Here is a 17,535-nt window from a genome sequence, read left to right on the forward strand (position 1 = left end):
ATGTACATGGACACCAAACTGCTCGACATCCTTGCTTGCCCCGTATGCAAAGGCCCGCTCAAACTCAGCGCGGACAAGACCGAACTGATCAGCAAGGGCGCCGGCCTGGCCTACCCGATCCGCGACGGCATCCCGGTCATGCTGGAAAGCGAAGCGCGCACCCTGACCACCGACGAGCGCCTGGATAAATGACCACAGCCTTCACCGTTGTCATTCCGTCGCGTTTCGCCTCGACCCGTTTGCCGGGCAAGCCCCTGCTGGATATTGCCGGCAAGCCGATGATCCAGCACGTCTGGGAGCAGGCGAGCAAGAGCAGCGCCAGCCGCGTGGTGGTGGCGACTGACGATGCGCGCATCGTTGAGGCGTGCAAAAGCTTTGGCGCCGAAGTCGTGCTGACCCGTGAAGACCACAATTCCGGCACTGATCGTCTGGCCGAGGTCGCGGCGAAACTGGGTCTTGCGCCTGACGCGATCGTGGTCAACGTGCAGGGCGACGAGCCGCTGATCCCGCCGAGTGTGATCGACCAGGTCGCCGCCAACCTCGCTGCTCACACCGAAGCGCGCATGGCGACGTTGGCCGAGCCGATCGAGGACGTGGATACGCTGTTCAACCCGAACGTGGTCAAGGTCGTCAGCGACATCAACGGCCTCGCACTGACCTTCAGTCGCGCCACGTTGCCCTGGGCGCGCGATGCGTTCGCCAAGAGCCGCGAGCAATTGCCTGAAGGCGTGCCGTACCGCCGCCATATCGGCATTTATGCCTACCGCGCCGGGTTCTTGCAGGACTTCGTGAGCTGGGGGCCGTGCTGGCTGGAGAACACCGAATCCCTCGAACAGCTGCGTGCCTTGTGGCACGGCGTGCGGATTCATGTCGCCGATGCGCTGATCGCGCCGCCGACCGGTGTCGATACCGCCGAAGACCTTGAGCGCGTTCGTCGCCTGCTGGGGGCCTGATGCGCGTTCTGTTTGTGTGCCTGGGCAACATTTGCCGGTCGCCCACCGCCGAAGGCGTATTGCGGCACAAATTGCGCGAAGCAGGATTGGCCGCGCAGGTCGAAGTGGCCTCCGCCGGCACTGGTGACTGGCACGTCGGCAATCCGCCGGACAAACGCAGCCAGGCCGCCGCGAAAGTGCGCGGTTATGACCTGTCGGCGCAGCGCGCGCAGCAGGTCAGCCGGGCCGATTTCGCCAGTTACGACTTGATCCTCGCCATGGACAACAGCAATCTGCGCCATCTCAAGGCGCTGCAGCCGTCCACCGGCAAGGCGGAACTGGACCTGTTCCTGCGTCGTTATGCCGGGTTGGTCGACGAAGTGCCCGATCCGTATTACGACGGCGATCAGGGGTTCGAGCAGGTGCTGGATCTGATCGAAGCGGCCTGTGATCAATTGTTGATCGAAGTGAAGGGCCGGTCATGAGTCTGCAGGTCCAGTCACAGGTTTCCCTGAAAGCGTTCAACAGTTTCGGCGTGGATGTCCGCGCGAAGCTGTTCGCCGAAGCCCATAACGACGACGATGTTCACCAGGCGCTGGCCTACGCTGCCTCTCATGAGGTGCCGTTGCTGGTGATCGGTGGCGGCAGCAATCTACTGCTGACTGCCGATATTCCGGCCTTGGTATTGCGCATGGCCACGCGCGGCATTCGTGTGCTCAGCGATGACGGCAGCCATGTGGTGGTCGAAGCGGAGGCGGGCGAGCCATGGCACCCGTTCGTCCAGCACACGCTGGCGCAGGGTTTTGCCGGGCTGGAAAATCTCAGCCTGATCCCCGGCACCGTCGGCGCCGCACCGATGCAGAACATCGGGGCCTACGGCGTCGAGATCAAGGATGTGTTCGCCGGGCTCACCGCGCTGGATCGCCAGACGGGGGAGCTGCGGGATTTCACCCTCGAAGAATGCAACTTCGCCTATCGCGACAGCCTGTTCAAACAGCAGCCTGGGCGTTGGCTGATCCTGCGCGTGCGCTTCAAGCTCGATCGCGTCGCCCATTTGCATCTGGAATACGGCCCGGTGCGTCAACGCCTGACCGAGCAGGGCATTGAGCACCCGACCCCGACCGACGTCAGTCGCGCCATCTGCAGCATCCGCAGCGAGAAATTGCCGGATCCCGCCGTGCTCGGCAATGCCGGCAGCTTTTTCAAGAACCCGTTGGTTTCTGCGGACATCGTCGCTCAAATCAAGGCGCAGCATCCGGATGTAGTGGCGTATGCACAGCCGGACGGGCAAATGAAACTGGCCGCCGGCTGGCTGATCGAGCGCGCAGGCTGGAAAGGTTTCCGCGAGGCCGATGCCGGTGTGCATAAATTGCAGGCATTGGTGCTGGTTAACTACGGCACAGCGACCGGTTTGCAATTGCTCGACCTGGCGCAACGGATCCAGAAAGACATCGCGGAACGCTTCAACGTCGAGCTGGAAATGGAGCCCAACAGGTATTGATGCAGCGGCAAGCTTCAAGCGGCAAGCTACACTGGATCATGAGCGACCTACCGCTTCTACTTACCGCTTGCAGCTAAAAGCTTGCCGCTAAAAAAGCCCTGTCTCAGCAGGGCTTTTTTGTTAATGCTGGGTTAATTTATCGAGCTAACGATACCAATCATTTGCTCCACCAAAGGCCCGGTGCAGACGTTTCTGTCGGCGCAAGAGAGCCTGATTAGCCTGAGCCGATCTGCGCGAACCCACGCTGATTTCCCGGCGGCAGATTGCTCGACCCCATAACCTCCAATAAATATGCGGGCGTGCCCATGATTACCCTGAAGCTCAACGGTCAAGACCACTCCCTCGACGTTACCGAAGACATGCCGCTGTTGTGGGCCATTCGTGACGTCGCCGGTTACAACGGCACAAAATTCGGCTGCGGCATGGGCCTTTGCGGCGCATGCACCATTCATATCAACGGCTCGCCTGCGCGCAGTTGCATCACACCGATCGGTTCGGTGGTCGGTCAGGACGTCACCACCATCGATAACCTGCACGCCGACCCGGTCGGCAAAGTCGTCCAGCAGGCCTGGCTCGACAGTGCCGTGGCGCAATGCGGTTACTGCCAGGGCGGGCAGATCATGTCCGCCACGGCATTGCTGAAAACCAACCCGAACCCCAGCGACGAGCAGATCGAAGAGGCGATGGTCGGCAATATTTGCCGCTGCGGCACCTACAACCGGATCAAGACTGCGATCCGCCAGGCTTCCACTCACCTGAAGGAGGCCAAGGCATGAGCCGCGTACCGAATGATTTCGCCCTGAGCAATCTCAGCCGTCGTGGCTTTCTCAAGGGTGTGGGCGCCACCGGTGCATTGGTCCTGGCCGCGAGCTGGGGCTGGCAGGACGCGCTGGCCGAAGACGCGCCGAAGAAATTCGGCGCCGACGGCATGCCCAATGGCTGGATCGACGATCCCAAGGTTTACGTCAGCATCGCCGCCGATGGCACCGTAACCGTCGTTTGCAACCGATCGGAAATGGGCCAGGGCATCCGCACCAGCCTGACCATGGTCGTCGCCGATGAGCTGGAAGCCGATTGGGCAAAAGTGAAGGTGCAACAGGCGCCGGGCGACGAAGTACGTTTCGGCAACCAGGACACCGACGGTTCGCGGAGCATGCGTCACTGGTACGAGCCGATGCGTCGTTGCGGCGCGGCGGCCCGGACCATGCTGGAACAGGCCGCCGCCGCGCAGTGGAAAGTGCCGGTCGGCGAGTGCCACGCGCAATTGCACAAAGTGATTCACAAACCGTCCGGCCGCGAGCTGGGCTATGGCGAACTCGCCGCCGCCGCCAGTGCGTTGGCGGTGCCGAGCCGTGACAGTCTGCGCCTCAAGCAGCCGTCGGAATTTCGCTACATCGGCAAGGAAGGCAGCAAAGCCATCGACGGTGAAGACATCGTCAACGGTCGCGCGGTGTACGGCGCCGACGTGCATTTTGACGGCATGTTGTACGCGACCATCGCTCGTCCGGCAGTCTACGGCGGCAAGGTCAAATCGCTGGACGACAGCGCGGCCCTGAAAGTCCCTGGCGTGCTGAAAGTCATTCAAATCGAAAGCCGTCCGCTGCCGTCGGAGTTCCAGCCTTTGGGCGGTGTGGCGGTGGTGGCGAGCAACACCTGGGCAGCAATCAAGGGCCGCGAGGCCCTGAAGATCGAATGGGACGACGGCCCGAATGCCAGTTACGACTCGATTGCCTATCGCAAGGAACTCGAAACTGCTTCGCTGAAACCCGGCAAAGTCGTGCGCAACACGGGTGATATCGAAAAGGCCCTGAGCGGCGGCGCCAGCACCCTTGAGGCCTCCTATTATTTGCCGCACCTGGCACAGGCGCCAATGGAGCCGATGGTCGCTATTGCCCGTTACAAGGACGGCATCTGCGAAGCCTGGGCACCGAGTCAGGCACCGCAGGTCACCCGCGAGCGCATCGCCGAGCGCCTGGGCGTGTCGTTCGACAAGGTCACCTTCAACGTGACGCTGCTGGGCGGTGGTTTCGGTCGCAAGTCGAAACCGGACTTCGTCGTTGAAGCGGCGATCCTCGCCAAGGAATTTCCGGGCAAGGCTGTGCGGGTGCAGTGGACGCGTGAAGACGACATTCATAACTCGTACTTCCACACCGTGTCGGCCGAATACCTGAAGGCGAGTGTCGACAAGAACGGCATGCCGTCCGGTTGGCTGCATCGCACCGTGGCGCCGAGCATCACCGCGCTGTTCGCGCCGGACATGAACCACGAGGCGGCATTCGAACTGGGCATGGGGTTTACCAACATGGCCTACGCGATTCCCAACGTGCGCCTGGAAAACCCCGAAGCCAAGGTGCACACGCGGGTCGGCTGGTATCGCTCGGTGTCAAACATTCCCCATGGCTTTGCGATTCAGAGCTTTGTCGATGAATTGGCGTACAAGGCCAAAGAGGACCCGCTCAAGTACCAGATCAAACTGCTCGGCCCGGATCGCCAGATTGACCCGAGCACCTTGAGTGACGAGTGGAACTACGGCGAATCCCCGGAGCGTTATCCGATCGACACCGGGCGCATGCGCACGGTGCTGGAAACCGCCGCCAAGGCTGCCGGCTGGGGGCGCAAACTGCCCAAGGGTCGTGGCCTGGGGCTGGCGGTGCACTACAGCTTTGTCACCTACGTGGCAGCGGTCATCGAAGTCGAGGTCAAGGACGATGGCACGCTGATCGTGCACAAGGCTGACATTGCCGTTGATTGCGGCCCGCAGATCAACCCCGAGCGCATCCGTTCGCAATTCGAAGGTGCTTGCGTGATGGGCCTGGGCAACGCGGTACTTGGTGAGATCAGCTTCAAGGACGGCAAGGTGCAGCAGGACAATTTCCACATGTACGAAGTGGCGCGGATGTCGCTGGCGCCCAAGGAAGTCGCGGTGCATCTGGTGACTCCGCCAGGCGACGTGCCGCTGGGTGGCGTCGGCGAACCGGGCGTGCCACCGATTGCACCAGCCTTGTGTAACGCAATTTTTGCCGCCACCGGCAAACGCATCCGTGATCTCCCGGTGCGTTACCAGCTGCAGGGCTGGCAGAAGGCGCAGGCGTAATGGATAGCGTCGACCTTAACGTCCTGCGCAGCGTGCTCGAATGGCGCCGCGCCGGACAGCGGGTGGTGTTGTTCAGCGTGGTTCAGACCTGGGGCACCGCCCCACGTTCGCCCGGCGCCATGCTCGCTTTGCGCGAAGATGGCGTGGTGATCGGTTCGGTGTCGGGCGGGTGTGTCGAGGATGACTTGATCGCCCGTCTGCACGACGGGCGTATCGCTACCGACGGGCCCCCGGTTCAGATGATCACTTACGGCGTGACCCGCGAGGAGGCCGCGCGTTTCGGCCTGCCTTGCGGTGGCACGCTGCGCCTGACCGAAGAGCGCGTTGGCGATCCGGGTTGGGTGGAAGAACTGCTTCAGCGCTGTGAAAACCATGAAATCGTCGCCCGTGAACTGGATATTGAAACCGGCGCTGTCACGCTTGCGCCGGCGAGCAAATCCGATTCGCTGGTGTTCGACGGCAAAACGCTGCGGGCCATTTACGGCCCGCGCTGGCGTCTGCTGTTGATCGGCGCCGGGCAGTTGTCGCGCTACGTGGCGGACATGGCGCGGCTGCTGGATTTCGAAGTGCTGATCTGCGATCCACGCACCGAATTTGTCTACGGTTGGGAAGAGCAGCATGGCCGTTTCGTTCCCGGCATGCCGGATGACGCGGTGTTGAACATCCAGACTGACGAGCGCACGGCGATTGTCGCGTTGACCCATGATCCACGTCTGGACGATATGGCGCTGCTCACGGCACTGGACTCGCCGGCATTCTATGTCGGTGCGCTCGGTTCGCGGGTGAACAGCCAGAAACGCCGGGAAAATCTCGCCCAGCTAGGCTTGTCGAAAACCTCGATCGACCGCTTGCACGGGCCGATCGGCCTGCACATCGGCAGTCATTCGCCGGCAGAGATTGCCTTGTCGTTGCTGGCAGAAATCGTCGCGATCAAGAACGGTGTGGAGTTGAAACAGAAAAAACCGCTGGAGGGCGCATGAGCCGATCCATCGCAGTGATTGTGCTGGCGGCGGGTGAGGGCAGTCGCTTTCGCCAGGTGGCCGGCGCCGGCAAGGACAAACTGCTGGCCGATTGCACCGGACGTGACGGCGCGGTTCGCTCGGTGATCGAACAGGTGCTGGTGAACTTGCCGGCCGGTCTCGACAAGCGTGTGCTGGTGACGACCGAAGCGCGACCACAGGCGATGCGCATGGCGCAGGCTTATGGTTGCGATGTGGTATCGATAGAAACGACCGGAATGGGCGATAGCATCGCTGCGGGCGTTGCGGTGTGTGCTGATGCAGATGGCTGGCTGATCGTGTTAGGCGACATGCCGTTTATATCGCCGTCGAGTATTGAGCGGGTGGTCGCGGCGATTGCTGACGACGTGGTGAGCGTGCCGGTGCAGGATGGCGAGTTCGGGCATCCGGTGGGATTCGGACGTGGGTTTGGCGAGCAGTTGCAGGCGCTGACTGGCGATCGAGGAGCTCGACCGCTGTTTGCGCAGGGGCGGGTGGTCGAAGTGGCAGTGGATGATCCCGGAGTGTTGTGGGATATCGATGTGCCTGAGGCGTTGGCCTTCAAAAGCCCCTCACCCTGGCCCTCTCCCAGAGGGAGAGGGGACTGACCGAGTTGTTTTTCCGAGAAGCACCGACCTGAAACTTCCGAGTCGATCTTGGGTTTGAAAAGCTTGAAGATCGGCTCCCTTTCCCCCTCGCCCCCTCGGGGGGAGAGGGCTGGGGTGAGGGGGGGCGATCCAAAGGCCTGCATAGAAAATCGAAGCGCATTAAAAAAGCCCCGCCAGGCTTTCACCGGGCGGGGCTTTTTATTGGGCTTCAGGAATCAGACAAGCGGCTTAGGCTCGTGCTCTTTTTCCTCGGCTTCTTCGCGCTGCTCGACCGCGTCCTGAACGGAGCGTGGTGCTTCAGCGATCACCGCTTCGACCGATGCTTCTTCAGCGACCGGGGCAGGGGCTGCCTCGACCACATCAGCAGCAGGGGCTGGTTCGGCAGCCACTGGAGCCGCAGCGGCAGCCAGTTCGGCTTCCTTCTGCAGACGCTCTTCTTCACGCTTGCGACGACGCACTTCACGCGGATCGTTAGGTGCGCGGCCGTTTGGCGTCAGGGCGCTGACCGGCGCAGGAGCGTCAACCACCGGCGCTGGAGTTTCGGCAACCACGGGCGCTTCGACAACAGGTGCTTCTGCAACCGGTGCTTCGAAAACCGGCGCTTCAACGACTGGCGCTGGAGCAGGTTCGGCCGCTGCAACCACTGGTTCGGAAACCATGGCTTGCGAGACTTCGGCTTCAGCCACAGGTGCTGGCGCTTCGGTCACGGCGGGCTCCGATACCCAGTTGAACGCAGTCTGCTCTTCGCGCACTTCACGCACGGTTTCGGTCACGGTTTCTGCGACGGTATCGGCAACCGGCTCTGCAACAACGACCGGCGCTTCGGCAACCGGAGCAGGCTCTGCAGCGGCTTCAGCCTGAGGCCAGGCCTGGCGAACCGGGGCCACTTCGATTTCCGGAGCAGCAGTCACTTCGACCGGCGTCGTGGCTTCTACAGCTGGCGCTTCCACTGGCGCGGTTTCCAGTGTTGCGGCGGTGGCGCGTTCGGCCTGTTCATGGGCCTGAGCTTCAGCCGGAGCGCTGATGGCGCTGCTGGCAACGGCGGCAGTAACCGCCAGGCCCGCAGCCAGATCGGCAGCCGTAGGCTCGGCAGCGTTTTCGCCGGATTCGGATTCTTCCGAACCTTCGATCACGTTACCGTTGGCATCACGCTGACGCTCACGACGGTTGCTGCGACGACGCTGACCACGGGAGCGACGACGAGGGCGATCGCCTTCGGCGTTATCCTGACCGTCTTCCGGCAGTTGCTCTTCGTTGCTGGTGTTGACTTCTTCTTCAGCGACGGCAGCCTGCTCGGCACGCGGCTGGCGCTCTTCACGCGGTGGACGCGGTGCGCGTTCTTCGCGTGGCTGGCGAGCCGGGCGCTCTTCAGTGGTTACGGCTGCGGCAGCGGTAGCAACTGGAGCGGCGTCCAGTGGCTCGCGCAGTTCACGTACGCGTTCTTCGCGCTCGCCACGTGGCTTGCGGTCTTCGCGTGGAGCACGAGGTGCGCGTTCTTCACGAGGAGCGCGTGGAGCACGCTCTTCACGAGCGACCGGCGCTTCGGTACGGGCTTCGCGTGGCTCGCGGGCTTCACGAGGCTGGCGCTCTTCACGCGGTTCGCGCGGTGCACGCTCTTCACGTGGGGCGCGTTCTTCGCGCGGCTTGCGCTCTTCGTCGCGGCGACCGTTACGGTTGCGGCTCTGCTGACGGCCGTTGCGGCGTTCTTCATTGCGCGCCGGGCGCTCGGTGGCCGGTTTTTCAACCACAACCGGAGCGGCAGGCTCTTCCTTGGTGGCGAACAGGCTGACCAGCGACTTCACCAGGCCCTTGAACAGGCTTGGCTCAGGTGCGGCAACCGGTGCCGGTGCAGGTGCGGCGGCAGCGACTTCGGTCGGAACCGGAGCGTTGGCGCGGGCCGGTGCGGTCTTGACTGCCGCCTCCTGGCGAACCAGGGTGCGAGTCGCAGCGGCTGGCTGGACTTCTTCGACTTCGGCAGCGGCAGCGGCGATTTCGTAGCTGGACTGGCTGGTCGCGGCTTCCGGGCTGTCGTCACGCAGGCGCTGAACTTCGAAGTGCGGTGTTTCCAGGTGATCGTTCGGCAGAATGACGATACGGGCACGGGTGCGCAATTCGATCTTGGTGATCGAGTTGCGTTTCTCGTTGAGCAGGAACGCGGCCACCGGGATCGGCACTTGTGCGCGGACTTCGGCGGTGCGGTCTTTCAGGGCTTCTTCTTCGATCAGGCGCAGGATCGCCAGCGACAGCGATTCGACGTCGCGAATGATGCCGGTGCCGTTGCAGCGCGGGCAGACGATGCCGCTGCTTTCGCCCAGGGATGGACGCAGACGCTGACGGGACATTTCCAGCAGGCCGAAGCGCGAGATGCGGCCGATCTGCACGCGGGCGCGGTCGGCTTCCAGGCATTCGCGGACTTTCTCTTCCACGGCGCGCTGGTTTTTGGCAGGGGTCATGTCGATGAAGTCGATGACGATCAGGCCGCCGATGTCGCGCAGGCGCAACTGACGGGCAATTTCTTCGGCGGCTTCAAGGTTGGTCTGCAGGGCGGTTTCTTCGATGTCGCTGCCTTTGGTGGCGCGCGCCGAGTTGATGTCGATGGACACCAGGGCTTCGGTCGGATCGATGACGATGGAGCCGCCGGAAGGCAGCTCAACGACGCGCTGGAAAGCGGTCTCGATCTGGCTTTCGATCTGGAAACGGTTGAACAGCGGAACGCTGTCTTCGTATAGCTTGATCTTGCTGGCGTACTGCGGCATCACCTGACGGATGAAGGTCAGGGCTTCGTCCTGGGCTTCAACGCTGTCGATCAGCACTTCGCCGATGTCCTGGCGCAGGTAGTCGCGGATGGCGCGGATGATCACGTTGCTTTCCTGATAGATCAGGAACGGCGCGGAGCGATCCAGCGAAGCTTCTTTGATGGCGGTCCACAGTTGCAGCAGGTAGTCGAGGTCCCACTGCATTTCTTCGCTGCTGCGGCCCAGGCCGGCAGTGCGCACGATCAGACCCATGTCGGCCGGGGCAACGAGGCCGTTCAGCGCTTCACGCAGTTCGTTGCGCTCTTCGCCTTCGATGCGGCGCGAGATGCCGCCGGCACGCGGGTTGTTCGGCATCAGCACGAGGTAGCGGCCAGCAAGGCTGATGAAGGTGGTCAGGGCGGCGCCCTTGTTGCCACGCTCTTCTTTCTCGACCTGAACGATGACTTCCTGGCCTTCGCTCAGGACGTCCTTGATGTTGACGCGGCCTTCGGGGGCTTTCTTGAAGTATTCGCGGGAGATTTCTTTGAGGGGCAGGAAGCCGTGGCGCTCGGAGCCGAAATCGACAAAGGCAGCCTCAAGGCTTGGTTCGATGCGAGTGATGCGGCCTTTATAGATGTTGGCCTTCTTCTGCTCGCGTGCACCGGATTCGATGTCCAGGTCGTAGAGGCGTTGGCCATCTACCAGTGCAACACGCAACTCTTCGGGTTGAGTTGCGTTAATCAGCATTCTTTTCATGTAGTACCGTCGGTTTCCGGGCTGCCGGAAACGGCGTTCGGCACACACGACTTCTCACGGTCGGTGTCAGGTGCGTCGGGAGTGGTTGGCCATTCCCGTGTCCAGCGATGTACGACCAATTGGGCCGATACCGCGACGTACGCGTCCTGCTTGCTGTGGCTACTTAAGCACTCAGTCAGGAGGAGGAATCAACCAGCGGCTGTGGACGAGATGAAGCGTCTTGATAAAGCCTGTTGCTACACAGTCCGGCGGTTGTGCATCTCCACCCTACACGTATCCCTGATAATTCGGGTGCTGCCGCGCGCAGAATCCGCAGCGGGTTGGCATTTACCGTGAGCTCCGAAAGGGGAGGTCACGCATCATGGCTAATTCAGGCGATGTTTCCGAAGCAATCGCTCGGGGTCATTCGCGGTTGACTGCACTTTGTGAACTGGCCTCGAATATCGCCTGCCGGGCGAGTGAAAACTCTGCTCGGCGGTGTAATTCAGGCCTCATGTCACCTGCGCTCGTTACAACCGCAAACTCCACCGTTACGTAGCGAAAGCCCCGTAGGACGGCCTCGCGCCCTGGTGAATTGCGTTGGTCAGGGCCGGTCTTTGACCGTGGTTCCGCTGTCCAGGCCGCTTTTGGCGGCGTTCGCGACTATAGCAGCAATGATTAAGTGCTTCAAATCCATAAAAATTGTTATCATCCGCGCCATGACAACTACTGCCCCTTCGACTCCAGGCGTTCAACTGCTTGAAGTCTCGCCGGAGTATGCCGGCCAACGAATCGACAACTTTCTCCTCGCCCGGCTCAAAGGCGTGCCCAAGACCCTGATTTACCGCATTTTGCGCAAAGGCGAAGTGCGTGTGAACAAGGGTCGGATCAAGCCCGAATACAAGCTGCAGGCCGGCGATATCGTGCGCGTTCCGCCGGTTCGCGTGCCTGAGCGCGACGAGCCGGTGCCTTTGGCGCAAGGCCTGTTGCAGCGCCTGGAAGCCTCGATCGTCTTCGAAGACAAAGCCTTGATCGTGATCAACAAGCCCGCCGGCATTGCGGTTCATGGTGGCAGCGGCTTGAATTTCGGCGTGATCGAAGCCTTTCGTCAGTTGCGTCCCGATGCCAAGGAGCTGGAACTGGTTCACCGTCTCGACCGTGACACCTCCGGCCTGCTGATGATCGCCAAGAAGCGCAGCATGCTGCGGCATCTGCATGAGCAATTGCGCGGCGATGGTGTCGACAAGCGCTACATGGCGCTGGTCCGCGGCAATTGGGCAACCTCAATCAAGCAAGTCCGTGCGCCGTTGCTCAAGAGCAATTTGCGCTCCGGCGAGCGCATGGTCGAGGTGAATGAGGAGGGCAAAGAAGCCCTGACCCTGTTCAAGGTGCTACGTCGCTTCGGTGATTTCGCGACCATGGTCGAGGCCAAGCCGGTGACCGGGCGCACCCACCAGATTCGCGTTCACACCCTGCACGCCGGGCATTGCATCGCTGGCGACAGCAAGTACGGCGACGATGATTTCACCAAGGAAATCCGCGATCTGGGCGGCAAGCGTCTATTCCTTCACGCCTACATGTTGACCGTGCCGCTGCCCGACGGCGGCAAGCTGAATTTGCAAGCGCCCGTCGATGAGATGTGGGCCAAGACCGTGGAGCGCCTGAGTGCAGCACCGTGATTACAAGCTGTTGATTTTCGATTGGGACGGCACGCTGGCTGATTCCATCCATCGGATCGTCGAGGCCATGCATTCGGCGTCCGGGCGTTCCGGTTTCGAGTTGCGCGATGACTTCGCTGTCAAAGGCATCATCGGTCTTGGCTTGCCGGAAGCGATTCGCACCCTGTACCCCGAAATCAGTGACGCAGAAATGCTCTTGTTTCGCGAGTACTACGCCGACCACTACATCGCTGCCGAAGCCGTACCATCGCCGCTCTTCGAAGGGGTTGTCGAATCGATGGCTTCGTTTCGCGAGCAGGGTTATCGCCTGGCGGTCGCGACCGGCAAGAACCGTCGCGGACTGGATCGGGTGCTCAAGGCCAACGGCTGGGAAGATTATTTCGATATCACCCGTGCTGCCGATGAAACTGCCAGCAAGCCACACCCTCTGATGCTGGAGCAGATCCTCGGCCACTGCGGTGTGCGCCGGGAGCAGGCGTTGATGGTCGGTGATTCGTCCTTCGATCTGCTGATGGCGCGAAACGCGGGGATGGATTCGGTGGCGGTCAGTTATGGCGCGCAATCGATCGAGTCCCTGCAGCAGTTCGAGCCGCGCCTGTCGATCGACCGTTTTTCTGAATTGCATGCCTGGCTGGGACAGCAGGTTTAATACGTTTTTGCTGGGGTAGATGGCATGACCGACGAATGGAAAGCACCGGCCAAGGCAAGTGCCGACGACGGTGACGCGAAAAGCTGGAAGCTGTTGGAAAAGACCCTGCTGGCGGGTGTGCAGGAACAGCGTCGCTCGCGGCGCTGGGGGATTTTCTTCAAGCTGCTGACGTTTGTTTATCTGTTCGTTGCGCTGATTCTGTTCACGCCGCTGATGGACTTGGAAAAAAGCGCCGCGCGCGGCCCGAACTACACCGCGCTGATCGACATCGAGGGCATGATCGCCGACAAGGAACCGGCCAGCGCCGACAACATCGTTGGCAGCCTGCGGGCGGCGTTCGAAGACAAAAAGGTCAAGGGCGTAATCCTGCGCATCAACAGCCCGGGCGGCAGCCCGGTGCAGTCTGGTTACGTCTATGACGAAATCAAGCGTCTGCGTGGCCTGCACCCTGAGATCAAGCTGTACGCGGTGATTTCCGATCTGGGTGCATCCGGTGCCTATTACATTGCCAGTGCGGCGGATCAGATCTATGCCGACAAGGCCAGCCTGGTGGGATCCATCGGGGTGACGGCGGCGGGGTATGGTTTTGTCGGCACCATGGAGAAACTTGGCGTGGAGCGTCGCACCTACACCTCGGGCGAGCACAAATCGTTCCTTGACCCGTTCCAGCCGCAGAAGCCTGAAGAAACGGCATTCTGGCAAAGCGTGCTCGACACCACGCACAAGCAGTTCATCAATAGCGTCAAGCAGGGCCGTGGCGAGCGTCTGAAAGATAAAGAGCATCCAGAGCTGTTCTCGGGGCTGGTCTGGTCGGGTGAGCAGGCGTTGCCGCTGGGCCTGATCGATGGGCTCGGCAGCGCCAGTTCGGTAGCGCGTGATGTGATTGGCGAGAAAGAGCTGGTGGATTTCACCGTTCAGGAATCGCCGTTCGACCGCTTCTCGAAAAAGCTCGGCGCCAGCGTGGCGGAGCAATTGGCAATGTGGATGGGTTTTCACGGGCCTTCGTTGCGATAGTTCGTTTCAACGTCAAAAGATCGCAGCCTTCGGCAGCTCCTACATGGGAATATAAAACCGTGTAGGAGCTGCCGAAGGCTGCGATCTTTTGCTTTTCAGGGCACCTGCACACCTTCCGCGATCAGCATGTCGATCAGGCGAATCAGCGGCAGCCCGATCAGGCTGGTGGCGTCCGGGCCTTCGGTCGATTGAAACAGGCTCACGCCCAGACCCTCGGCCTTGAAGCTGCCGGCGCAGTCATAGGGCTGTTCGATTTTTAAATAGCGTTCAATGCGCTCCACACTGAGCTGGCGCATGTGAACGGTGAACGGCACGCAGTCGACCTGGCACTGTCCTGTCTCGCTGTTGAGTAGGGCCAGTCCTGTCAGGAATGTCACGCTGGCGCCGCTGGCTGCCATCAGTTGCGTACGGGCGTTCTCGAACGTGTGTGGCTTGCCGATGATCTGCTCGTCAAGCACGGCCACCTGATCAGAGCCGATGATCAGGTGGGCGGGGTGGCTGTCGGCCAGGGCGCGGGATTTTTGTTCGGCGAGGCGCTTGACCAGCTCGATTGCCGTTTCGCCCGGGCGGTGACTTTCATCGATATCCGGCGAGCTGCAGACGAACGGCAGGTGGAGCCGGGCGAGCAATTCCCGGCGGTAAGTCGAGCTTGAAGCAAGCAATAAAGGCAGCATTGGCGTCTCCTGAGTCAGGTGCGGATTCTAGCGGAGGCACGCAAGTGACGGACAGGGCACAATTTCCTTTGACATGGGTGGGTGCATCCCTATAATGCTGCGCCTATGTTGAATGACCCGATTCCACCTCACGTTGACCCGCGCAAATTGGCTGACCGTGGCACCACCCTTCAAGGTGAACTGCTGCTGGCCGATTTGAAGAGACTCTGCGACCCGCTTTCCGACACCGTCGGGAAGGTGCAGGCAAAACTCGTTTTTGAACGAGATGAACGTAAATCTGTGGTGATCCACAGCTTTATCGACACCGAAGTCAAAATGGTTTGCCAGCGTTGTCTTGAGCTGGTCACCCTGCCGATCCACAGCGAATGCAGTTACGCGGTGGTGAAGGAGGGTGCGAATACCCAGTCGTTACCGAAAGGTTATGACGTGCTGGAACTGGGCGAAGATCCATTGGATCTGCAGTCACTGATCGAGGAGGAGCTTCTGCTCGCCTTGCCCATTGTGCCTGCTCATCATCCGGAAGAATGCCAGCAGCCGGCGGGAGCAGATGAACCCGAACCGAGCGAGGACGAGGTAACGCGGTCCAACCCGTTCAGTGTATTGGCGCAGTTAAAGCGTGACCCAAACGTTTAGGAGTTAATCAATTATGGCTGTTCAGCAGAACAAAAAATCCCGCTCTGCCCGTGACATGCGCCGTTCGCACGACGCTCTCGAGGCTAGCACCCTGTCTGTAGAAAAAACCACCGGTGAAGTTCACCTGCGTCACCACGTATCGCCAGAAGGCGTATACCGTGGCCGTAAAGTGATCGACAAGGGCGCTGACGAGTAATCACTTGTCCGCTCAAGTCATCGCGATTGACGCAATGGGCGGGGACTTCGGTCCCCGCAGCATTGTTCAGGCCAGCCTCGCTTGCCTGTCTGCTACGCCCTCGCTGCACCTGGCCCTCGTCGGTCAACCCTCCCTACTTGAAGCATTGATCAACGGCCAATCGGCTGCCGATCGCGCGCGCCTGACGATTGTGCCGGCCAGCGAAGTCATCACCATGGACGAAAAGCCTTCCCAGGCCTTGCGTGGCAAGCCGGATTCGTCGATGCGTGTCGCTCTTGAGTTGTTGCGCGATGGCAAGGTCCAGGCCTGCGTCAGTGCCGGAAATACCGGCGCGCTGATGGCCCTGTCGCGGTTCGTGCTCAAGACGCTGCCCGGTATTGATCGCCCGGCGATGGTGGCGGCGATTCCGACGCAGAAGGGTTATTGCCAGTTGCTCGACCTGGGCGCCAATGTCGATTGCAGTGCCGAGCATCTGCTGCAGTTCGCGGTAATGGGTTCGGTGGCGGCGCAGACGCTGGGTATTGCGCGTCCGCGCGTGGCGCTGCTGAACATCGGCACCGAAGACATCAAGGGCAATCAGCAGGTCAAGCTCGCCGCGACGCTGTTGCAAGCGGCACGCGGGATCAACTACATCGGCTTCATCGAAGGTGATGGCTTGTATCGCGGTGAGGCGGATGTGGTGGTGTGCGACGGTTTTGTCGGCAATATCCTGCTCAAATCCAGTGAAGGTCTGGCGACGATGATTGCCGGGCGTATCGAAGCCTTGTTCAAGAAAAACCTCGCCTCTCGCGTTGTCGGCGCCCTGGCCCTGCCGTTGATGAAACGGCTGCAGGCTGATCTGGCCCCGGCGCGACATAATGGCGCAAGCTTCCTCGGATTGCAGGGCATCGTCGTGAAAAGTCACGGATCGGCCGGGGTTCAGGGCTTTCAGAGTGCCATTCAGCGAGCGCTGATCGAGATCCAGGAGAACTTGCCCGAGCGTCTCCATGGTCGTCTGGAGGATTTGTTGTCTTAGGCGTTTTCGTCGGACAATGCTTAAATGTGACCGCCCGGTTCAAAGGGCCATCCAAACTGTCAGTTTCTTGCGTCCCGAACGGGACGTCATTTTCCGACGACAAGATCATTAGGGGCTTGTTACATGTCTGCTTCCCTCGCATTCGTCTTTCCAGGACAGGGTTCGCAGTCCCTCGGCATGCTGGCCGAGCTGGGCGCGCAACATCCGCTGATCCTCGAAACCTTCAAAGAAGCCTCTGCTGCGCTGGGCTACGACCTCTGGGCATTGACTCAGCAGGGCCCGGAAGAGTCGCTCAATCAAACCGATAAAACCCAACCTGCCATTCTGACCGCGTCGATTGCCCTGTGGCGTCTGTGGCTGGCTGAAGGCGGTGAGCGTCCGGCATTTGTTGCCGGTCACAGCCTGGGTGAATACAGCGCATTGGTCGCTGCTGGCAGCCTGACGCTGGCCGACGCGGTGAAGCTCGTCGAACGCCGTGGTCAGTTGATGCAGGAAGCGGTTCCGGCCGGGCAGGGCGGCATGGCGGCCATCCTCGGTCTGGAAGATGCCGACGTGCTGGCAGCCTGCGCTGAAGCGGCGCAAGGCGAAGTCGTCAGCGCGGTCAACTTCAACTCGCCGGGTCAGGTTGTGATTGCCGGCGCCAAGGCTGCGGTCGAGCGCGCCATCGAGGGCTGCAAGGCGCGTGGCGCCAAGCGTGCCATGCCATTGCCAGTGAGCGTGCCGTCGCACTGCGAACTGATGCGTCCGGCCGCCGAGCGCTTCGCCGAATCCATCGCTGCCATCGACTGGCAGGCGCCTCGGATTCCTGTCGTTCAGAACGTCAGCGCGCAGGTGCCGGCTGATCTGGAAACTCTCAAGCGCGATCTGCTCGAACAACTCTACAAGCCAGTGCGCTGGGTCGAGTCGGTACAGACGCTGGCCGCCAGGGGCGCGACCAATCTCGTCGAATGCGGCCCGGGCAAAGTACTGGCTGGCCTGAACAAGCGTTGCGCCGAAGGCGTTTCGACTTCCAACCTCAATACCCCAGACGCCTTCGCTGCCGCTCGCGCAGCGCAGGCCTGAATCAGGAGAA

The 17,535-nt window shown here is 61.3% G+C and carries 17 protein-coding genes; 15 read left to right on the forward strand and 2 right to left on the reverse strand.

Annotated features, from left to right (window positions below; genetic code table 11):
- Nucleotides 1–6: 6 nt before the first annotated feature.
- The 8 genes from HU727_RS08675 to HU727_RS08710 all read left to right on the forward strand — a co-directional run bounded on the left by HU727_RS08675 (nucleotide 7) and on the right by HU727_RS08710 (nucleotide 7,133).
- Nucleotides 7–192, forward strand: a complete 186-nt coding sequence (locus tag HU727_RS08675) for a Trm112 family protein (RefSeq protein ID WP_003179363.1) — start codon at nucleotides 7–9, stop codon at nucleotides 190–192.
- The gene (kdsB, locus tag HU727_RS08680; RefSeq protein WP_186529622.1) at nucleotides 189–953 is read left to right on the forward strand and encodes a 3-deoxy-manno-octulosonate cytidylyltransferase; all 765 of its coding nucleotides are present in this window, start codon (nucleotides 189–191) and stop codon (nucleotides 951–953) included. Before HU727_RS08675 ends, kdsB begins: the two co-directional genes overlap by 4 nt.
- Nucleotides 953–1,417, forward strand: coding sequence for a low molecular weight protein-tyrosine-phosphatase (locus HU727_RS08685; RefSeq protein WP_186529620.1), 465 nt, complete (start codon nucleotides 953–955; stop codon nucleotides 1,415–1,417). Before kdsB ends, HU727_RS08685 begins: the two co-directional genes overlap by 1 nt.
- Nucleotides 1,414–2,433, forward strand: a complete 1,020-nt coding sequence (murB, locus tag HU727_RS08690) for a UDP-N-acetylmuramate dehydrogenase (protein WP_186529618.1) — start codon at nucleotides 1,414–1,416, stop codon at nucleotides 2,431–2,433. The genes HU727_RS08685 and murB overlap by 4 nt, the downstream gene beginning before the upstream one ends.
- A 305-nt stretch (nucleotides 2,434–2,738) precedes the next feature.
- Nucleotides 2,739–3,209, forward strand: a complete 471-nt coding sequence (locus HU727_RS08695; RefSeq protein ID WP_186529607.1) for a (2Fe-2S)-binding protein — start codon at nucleotides 2,739–2,741, stop codon at nucleotides 3,207–3,209.
- Nucleotides 3,206–5,527, forward strand: a complete 2,322-nt coding sequence (locus HU727_RS08700) for a xanthine dehydrogenase family protein molybdopterin-binding subunit (RefSeq protein WP_186529606.1) — start codon at nucleotides 3,206–3,208, stop codon at nucleotides 5,525–5,527. Before HU727_RS08695 ends, HU727_RS08700 begins: the two co-directional genes overlap by 4 nt.
- The gene (locus HU727_RS08705) at nucleotides 5,527–6,507 is read left to right on the forward strand and encodes an XdhC family protein (RefSeq protein ID WP_186529604.1); all 981 of its coding nucleotides are present in this window, start codon (nucleotides 5,527–5,529) and stop codon (nucleotides 6,505–6,507) included. The genes HU727_RS08700 and HU727_RS08705 overlap by 1 nt, the downstream gene beginning before the upstream one ends.
- On the forward strand, nucleotides 6,504–7,133 hold the full coding sequence (locus HU727_RS08710; protein WP_186529601.1) for a nucleotidyltransferase family protein: 630 nt from the start codon (nucleotides 6,504–6,506) through the stop codon (nucleotides 7,131–7,133). The genes HU727_RS08705 and HU727_RS08710 overlap by 4 nt, the downstream gene beginning before the upstream one ends.
- 215 nt (nucleotides 7,134–7,348) lie before the next feature.
- On the opposite strand, the gene rne is transcribed toward HU727_RS08710, so the two are convergent.
- Complete coding sequence (gene rne / locus HU727_RS08715; protein ID WP_186529599.1) at nucleotides 7,349–10,624, reverse strand: ribonuclease E; 3,276 nt, start codon at nucleotides 10,622–10,624, stop codon at nucleotides 7,349–7,351.
- A 698-nt stretch (nucleotides 10,625–11,322) separates the two neighbouring features.
- Between rne and rluC the strand changes: the two genes are divergently transcribed.
- From rluC to sppA, 3 genes are read left to right on the forward strand one after another with little or no spacing between them, the layout of a single operon-like run.
- Nucleotides 11,323–12,282 (forward strand): 23S rRNA pseudouridine(955/2504/2580) synthase RluC, encoded by a 960-nt coding sequence (gene rluC / locus HU727_RS08720; protein WP_186529597.1) that lies wholly within the window; start codon nucleotides 11,323–11,325, stop codon nucleotides 12,280–12,282.
- Nucleotides 12,269–12,931 carry an HAD-IA family hydrolase gene (locus HU727_RS08725; protein WP_186529596.1) on the forward strand — a complete coding sequence of 221 codons (663 nt, stop codon included), beginning with the start codon at nucleotides 12,269–12,271 and terminating at the stop codon, nucleotides 12,929–12,931. Before rluC ends, HU727_RS08725 begins: the two co-directional genes overlap by 14 nt.
- A gap of 24 nt (nucleotides 12,932–12,955) precedes the next feature.
- Nucleotides 12,956–13,945 carry a signal peptide peptidase SppA gene (gene sppA / locus HU727_RS08730; RefSeq protein WP_186529594.1) on the forward strand — a complete coding sequence of 330 codons (990 nt, stop codon included), beginning with the start codon at nucleotides 12,956–12,958 and terminating at the stop codon, nucleotides 13,943–13,945.
- Between the two features lie 95 nt (nucleotides 13,946–14,040).
- On the opposite strand, the gene HU727_RS08735 is transcribed toward sppA, so the two are convergent.
- Nucleotides 14,041–14,619: a Maf family protein gene (locus HU727_RS08735; RefSeq protein ID WP_186529592.1), complete on the reverse strand. Its 579-nt coding sequence runs from the start codon at nucleotides 14,617–14,619 to the stop codon at nucleotides 14,041–14,043.
- A 105-nt stretch (nucleotides 14,620–14,724) separates the two neighbouring features.
- On the opposite strand from HU727_RS08735, the gene HU727_RS08740 reads away from it, so the two are divergent.
- The 4 genes from HU727_RS08740 to fabD all read left to right on the forward strand — a co-directional run bounded on the left by HU727_RS08740 (nucleotide 14,725) and on the right by fabD (nucleotide 17,525).
- Entirely contained in the window at nucleotides 14,725–15,252 is a 528-nt protein-coding gene (locus HU727_RS08740) for a YceD family protein (protein ID WP_186529590.1), read from the forward strand.
- A gap of 13 nt (nucleotides 15,253–15,265) precedes the next feature.
- Nucleotides 15,266–15,448, forward strand: a complete 183-nt coding sequence (gene rpmF / locus HU727_RS08745; protein WP_003179396.1) for a 50S ribosomal protein L32 — start codon at nucleotides 15,266–15,268, stop codon at nucleotides 15,446–15,448.
- Nucleotides 15,449–15,452: 4 nt separating this feature from the next.
- Nucleotides 15,453–16,463 carry a phosphate acyltransferase PlsX gene (gene plsX, locus HU727_RS08750; RefSeq protein ID WP_186529588.1) on the forward strand — a complete coding sequence of 337 codons (1,011 nt, stop codon included), beginning with the start codon at nucleotides 15,453–15,455 and terminating at the stop codon, nucleotides 16,461–16,463.
- A 123-nt stretch (nucleotides 16,464–16,586) separates the two neighbouring features.
- The gene (gene fabD / locus HU727_RS08755; protein WP_186529586.1) at nucleotides 16,587–17,525 is read left to right on the forward strand and encodes an ACP S-malonyltransferase; all 939 of its coding nucleotides are present in this window, start codon (nucleotides 16,587–16,589) and stop codon (nucleotides 17,523–17,525) included.
- The last annotated feature ends 10 nt before the right edge of the window (nucleotides 17,526–17,535 follow it).

Source organism: Pseudomonas khorasanensis (assembly GCF_014268505.2).
Classification (GTDB): domain Bacteria; phylum Pseudomonadota; class Gammaproteobacteria; order Pseudomonadales; family Pseudomonadaceae; genus Aquipseudomonas; species Aquipseudomonas khorasanensis.